This is a genomic window from Butyrivibrio sp., from assembly GCF_024699075.1.
The window spans coordinates 1-4,525 of sequence record NZ_JAILQF010000135.1; the positions used below are offsets into that span (position 1 = coordinate 1).

Consider the following 4,525-nt stretch of genomic DNA (forward strand, 5'->3'; position numbering starts at 1 on the left):
TTGGAAGTATGATCTTCCATCTGGCCGACATCCGGCTTTAATCCACATAACACGCAAAACTAAATATTTATTTCAAGGAGGTGTCTATGGAAAAATATGATATCCTAAATAAAGCACGCAAAATGACAGATCCAAGTGCCAAGAAAGTCAGTATGACTATTACAACGCTAGACCCGGACGCACCGTATGAGCTTAAATGGGATATAACATTGGATATCCCTGAGTTTGTAAGCTATTGCAATAATTCAGGCGAATATGTATTTGACTTTCTGATCAGTTTCAGTAGTCTTCTACTGGATGTCTGTATTAACTGATATTTTGGGCAATTAACAATCAAATGCCCACAGCTACAAAGCATATGTAACGCATTAGCTGTAGGCAACTTCATAAACTATACAATAATATGACTTTTGACCCTTACGTCATAAAATAAAATTGTGACTTTTAGAAATATTTCTTGGCTATATAAGTGTAAAGCGCTTACAAATACCAAGAAGGGAGCATCTATGAAAGACGAAGAAATTATAGATCTGTATTTCAGGCGTGATGAAAAAGCCATAGAACAGACGGATTTAAAATATGGAAAATACTGCAAAACTATAGCCAAAAACATACTGTGGAATGAACAGGACATCGAGGAATGCCTTGATGATACCTACATAAAGGTGTGGAACCGCATTCCGCCTACAAGGCCGAGGATTTTCAGAGCATTCATAGCTAAGATTACAAGAGATCTGGCACTTAACATCTTTAACGCAGGCAGAAGTTCAAAACGTGGAGGCGGCGTTATTAACGAAGTCCTGGATGAACTTGCCGAGTGCATTCCAGCCGGTAACGACGTTGAGGACACTATTTTGGAAAAAGAGCTTGAAAGTATGATCAGAGATTTTGTAAACAGCCTAGATCAAAGGGATGCATACATTTTTACCAGCAGATATTTTTACGCAGAAGAAATATCTAACATCGCCACCAGGTATGGCATGACAAGACACAATGTTACAGTTACTCTTGGAAGGCTTCGCAAGAAGCTCCAGGGCAGATTGGTAAAGGAGGGTTATCTGGCATCATGAGAAGTGAAGATATATTTAAAGCCATGACCGGCATAGATGATAAGATAGTTGCTGATACATATAATTATTCTACAAAGATCAAAGTGGTTCGAGCAAGCAAAAATCTGCCATTTGCTGCATTCATCGGCATAGCTTTATTTGCAACAGTTACAGCTACTGCTGTCGCAGCTATCCACCATTTCTGGGGACGAGGAATGACCGGAATGGTAAGCTCCACAGATGTTCAGCAGCAGACCCTCATAGAGCAGGGGCAGGCAATTGTTTATTCCGAAGAGCCAGATTATTCAGCTTATGCGGTAACAGATCAGGGCATAACAATCGTTCCAGACACTATTATCGCAGATGCCCACTATGCCTATGTTTCTTTTAAAGTATCAGGACTTAATGTAGAAGGGCTTGAAGAGCCTGGAGCTGAAACCACATACTATCTCGGGGATGATCCAGACAGCATTCATTCATGGTTAAATGGTTCAGGGAGCTTTTTTGACGGAATTGTTCCTAATGAAGATGGCATGGGTGAGTACGAAGATGGGACTCCTCTCCAGACTACAGAAAATGGTGAGATGATCACGCACTATGTTGATGAAAACGGTGATCTTCAGTACAACCTGATGGTATCCGCTGCAGATATGTCAGATAGCCTTCTGGGCCAGACGCTCCATATGGAATTTACACAGCTTGGCATATATACAGATAAATGCGAGCTTACACCTACTGCTTCTGGAAGCTGGAGCTTTGACCTTGAACTTCCACAGGTAAGTAATGCCAAGGTGATCACTGTTAATAAACAAGTTCCAGGAACAGACAGCACTATCGATACTATTGAGATAACTCCTATCTCGATTGTTGTAAATTATAAAGTAAATGGCAAGCTTGAAGAGTATGAGGATTGTAACGGAATCCCGGAATTTATGGGGGTCGGGCTAACAGATGGAACTAACTACAAGTACATAAGTAATGGCGGATCATCATATTACACGGATGATTCCATGGAAAAAGCTGTATCGTCAGCCTGCTTCCAGCGTATAATCGATGTGTCAGAAGTCAGATCTCTTTACATAAGAACAAGTGACTATGAAGATGCAGAGATTGTTGAAGTTGTCCTGCCAGAATAAATTGATGGTAAAAAATAGGCAATACGAAGAAGCGGTATTGCCTATTTTTATATTCAAGTTATCGTCCTTTTATCTTTGAATTAATGAATTCAATATCCTTCTTTGTCTTAATGACATCAACCAAATATGCCAAAATGAGAACGATACCGACATAAATAAATGCCATCCAGAAATTGCTTCTAAAAAACCAGCCTGCAATAAAACCAAATAGCATTACTATTCCGGTTGCGACCACATATTTTACCACGTAGCACAGCAGGATCGAGAGCGAAATGAATTCATCTATAAACCAGTTGGCCAGGGTTATTATAAATGACAGTAGAAAAAGTTCTATCACAAGTCTTATCTCATCTGTAAGCCCAACCCATATTATAGAAACTGTAAAGACGCACAGTATCATTAATGCAGCCAATATACATGTATCTCTTAAGATTCTTTTCATATACCATTCCTCTTAAAAATCTTCTTAATATCAGGAAGATATTTTCTAGATACTATGAGTTTCTCATCGTTATCCATGATTGCCTCAAGATGACTATTCCTTATCTGCCTTATCTCCCTTAAGTATTCGGTGTTCATGATACATGTTCTGGATATTCGTACAAGCCCTGTGTCATAAATCCCCCCTTCAATATCTGACATAGATCCGTCAAACCTATAAACCGTATCTTTGGTATAAAGGAAAAGCTTTCTCTCGACATTTTCAATATAATAAATGTCGGATAAGCTTACGTTAACGGATCTATCGTCAATCCTTCCTGTAAACGCCATATCCATCCTGCCTATTTTTCTGACCAGGCTTTCTACCGATTCGCTCCACTTGGGATACTCTATAATGACAGTCAAAGGCTGCCCTTCTACTTGTCTTTTTTCTATTCTCATTTTATTATCCAAAGCTTAATAGCTATAGAAATCTCTATTCTCATTTTATTATCCAAAGTTTTATAGCTATAGAGATTATAGCTGCACATTGCATGAGCAGTCCTCCAATAAAACTGTAAGGTGCCCATGTGATTATTATAGTTCCAAGTTCTGCTCCAAATATCATAGGTATCATAACACATATAGCTATTAAAAGGATGATCAGAACTAATTCTGTCACTATCAAAGCGCTACGCTTTTTAATACAAATAGAAAAAGCAATCAGCAATAATCCAACTACTGTTACGAAGGAGAATATCATATCAAATACAGTCCAGACATCCATCTGTATATTCCCGCTATTACCACCATCACATAAAGTATATATTCCATCGCATAAACTATCGGTTGATGCTGCAACATTCATGTTAGTAAGGACGCATACACCTATCTGCCTTTTATCAGAGAATACAATTCTTGATGAATAATTGGGGGTTCCTCCGGAATGACCAATTGTTCCGTTTTCAAAAAGCTCCCATCCTGAATAATAATCTGCGCTGTCACCTAGGTTCTCTTTTACCCTGTTCACAAGGTCCTTGTATTCATCCGGGATATCAGCAATTCCCATCCATATCTGCAACCATCTCGCCATGTCTTTAGCATTGGAATAAAAATATCCTGCCGGTATCTTTCCAGGTACTACCGGAATCTCATAAGCAAAGCTATGGCGATATCCAAGCCTTGATCCTGGTATTATGGACACATTTTCGCTTAAAACTTCTACATATGTATTCTTAAGGCCAAGCGGAAGCAGAACTTCTGTCTCCATGTACTCTTTATAAGATCTGCCGCTTGCACTCTCTATCACCGCGCCTAAAAGATTATAGTTAACATTGGAATATGCGTATCTGGCTCCCGGTTCAAAACTTAGACTACTTCTATTTATTGTATCCGCCCATTCCATAAGGGTCATATCGTCTTGAGCACTTGGGTAATCGACCTCTTTATTGGTATATCCGCTTGTATGAGTAAGAAGCTGCTCAATAGTTATATCAAAAGGGTCACTGCCATAATATGCTGTAAATCCCGGAAGCCATTTGGATACTTTATCATCTTCGTTAATTATACCGCCGCCTATAAGCTTTTGTATTCCGAGTCCAGTAAATGCCTTAGTTAATGATCCTATCTGATATAAGCCATCAGCATCCCCTATTAATTCAGAACCTCCATCCTGAACAATAGCCACACTGACTGCACTGCATTTGGTCTTTAAGGAGAACTCCTCTACATAATCTGAAATAAGGATATCCTTATCAAAAGCGTGCGCAGGATAGGCAGCAGTTATCAAAACAACTACTGTCAGAATTATTAAAAATAAAGCTTTTATCTTTTTCAAAATGATTCCTCCTGACGGGTATAGGCTTAGCCCAGCGATCCAAATATCAGATTCGGATCTCCCCTGATCATATAGGAACCTAC

General features: G+C 39.1%; 6 protein-coding genes. 3 read left to right on the forward strand and 3 right to left on the reverse strand.

What is annotated here, in order from left to right; all coding sequences use genetic code 11:
• Nucleotides 1-86: 86 nt before the first annotated feature.
• The 3 genes from K6G87_RS05275 (at nt 87) to K6G87_RS05285 (ending at nt 2,185) form a co-directional block, all read left to right on the forward strand.
• On the forward strand, nt 87-314 hold the full coding sequence (locus K6G87_RS05275; protein WP_296834731.1) for a hypothetical protein: 228 nt from the start codon (nt 87-89) through the stop codon (nt 312-314).
• 192 nt (nt 315-506) lie between these two features.
• Nucleotides 507-1,070, forward strand: a complete 564-nt coding sequence (locus tag K6G87_RS05280) for an RNA polymerase sigma factor (RefSeq protein ID WP_296834733.1) — start codon at nt 507-509, stop codon at nt 1,068-1,070.
• Nucleotides 1,067-2,185 (forward strand): hypothetical protein, encoded by a 1,119-nt coding sequence (locus K6G87_RS05285; RefSeq protein ID WP_296834735.1) that lies wholly within the window; start codon nt 1,067-1,069, stop codon nt 2,183-2,185. Before K6G87_RS05280 ends, K6G87_RS05285 begins: the two co-directional genes overlap by 4 nt.
• 58 nt (nt 2,186-2,243) lie before the next feature.
• On the opposite strand, the gene K6G87_RS05290 is transcribed toward K6G87_RS05285, so the two are convergent.
• The 3 genes from K6G87_RS05290 to K6G87_RS05300 are packed head-to-tail and all read right to left on the reverse strand — an operon-like array spanning nt 2,244 to nt 4,442.
• Complete coding sequence (locus K6G87_RS05290; RefSeq protein WP_296834737.1) at nt 2,244-2,627, reverse strand: hypothetical protein; 384 nt, start codon at nt 2,625-2,627, stop codon at nt 2,244-2,246.
• Complete coding sequence (locus tag K6G87_RS05295; protein ID WP_296834739.1) at nt 2,624-3,067, reverse strand: LytTR family DNA-binding domain-containing protein; 444 nt, start codon at nt 3,065-3,067, stop codon at nt 2,624-2,626. The genes K6G87_RS05290 and K6G87_RS05295 overlap by 4 nt, the downstream gene beginning before the upstream one ends.
• A 40-nt stretch (nt 3,068-3,107) precedes the next feature.
• Complete coding sequence (locus K6G87_RS05300) at nt 3,108-4,442, reverse strand: serine hydrolase domain-containing protein (protein ID WP_296834741.1); 1,335 nt, start codon at nt 4,440-4,442, stop codon at nt 3,108-3,110.
• Nucleotides 4,443-4,525 lie beyond the last annotated feature (83 nt).

What these genes read in the sequence shown, in the direction of transcription:
- K6G87_RS05275 (WP_296834731.1), top strand. Translation starts at nt 87, where the DNA reads ATGGAAAAATATGATATCCTAAATAAAGCACGCAAAATGACAGATCCA.
- K6G87_RS05280 (WP_296834733.1), top strand. Translation starts at nt 507, where the DNA reads ATGAAAGACGAAGAAATTATAGATCTGTATTTCAGGCGTGATGAAAAA.
- K6G87_RS05285 (WP_296834735.1), top strand. Translation starts at nt 1,067, where the DNA reads ATGAGAAGTGAAGATATATTTAAAGCCATGACCGGCATAGATGATAAG.
- K6G87_RS05290 (WP_296834737.1), bottom strand. Translation starts at nt 2,627, where the DNA reads ATGAAAAGAATCTTAAGAGATACATGTATATTGGCTGCATTAATGATA.
- K6G87_RS05295 (WP_296834739.1), bottom strand. Translation starts at nt 3,067, where the DNA reads ATGAGAATAGAAAAAAGACAAGTAGAAGGGCAGCCTTTGACTGTCATT.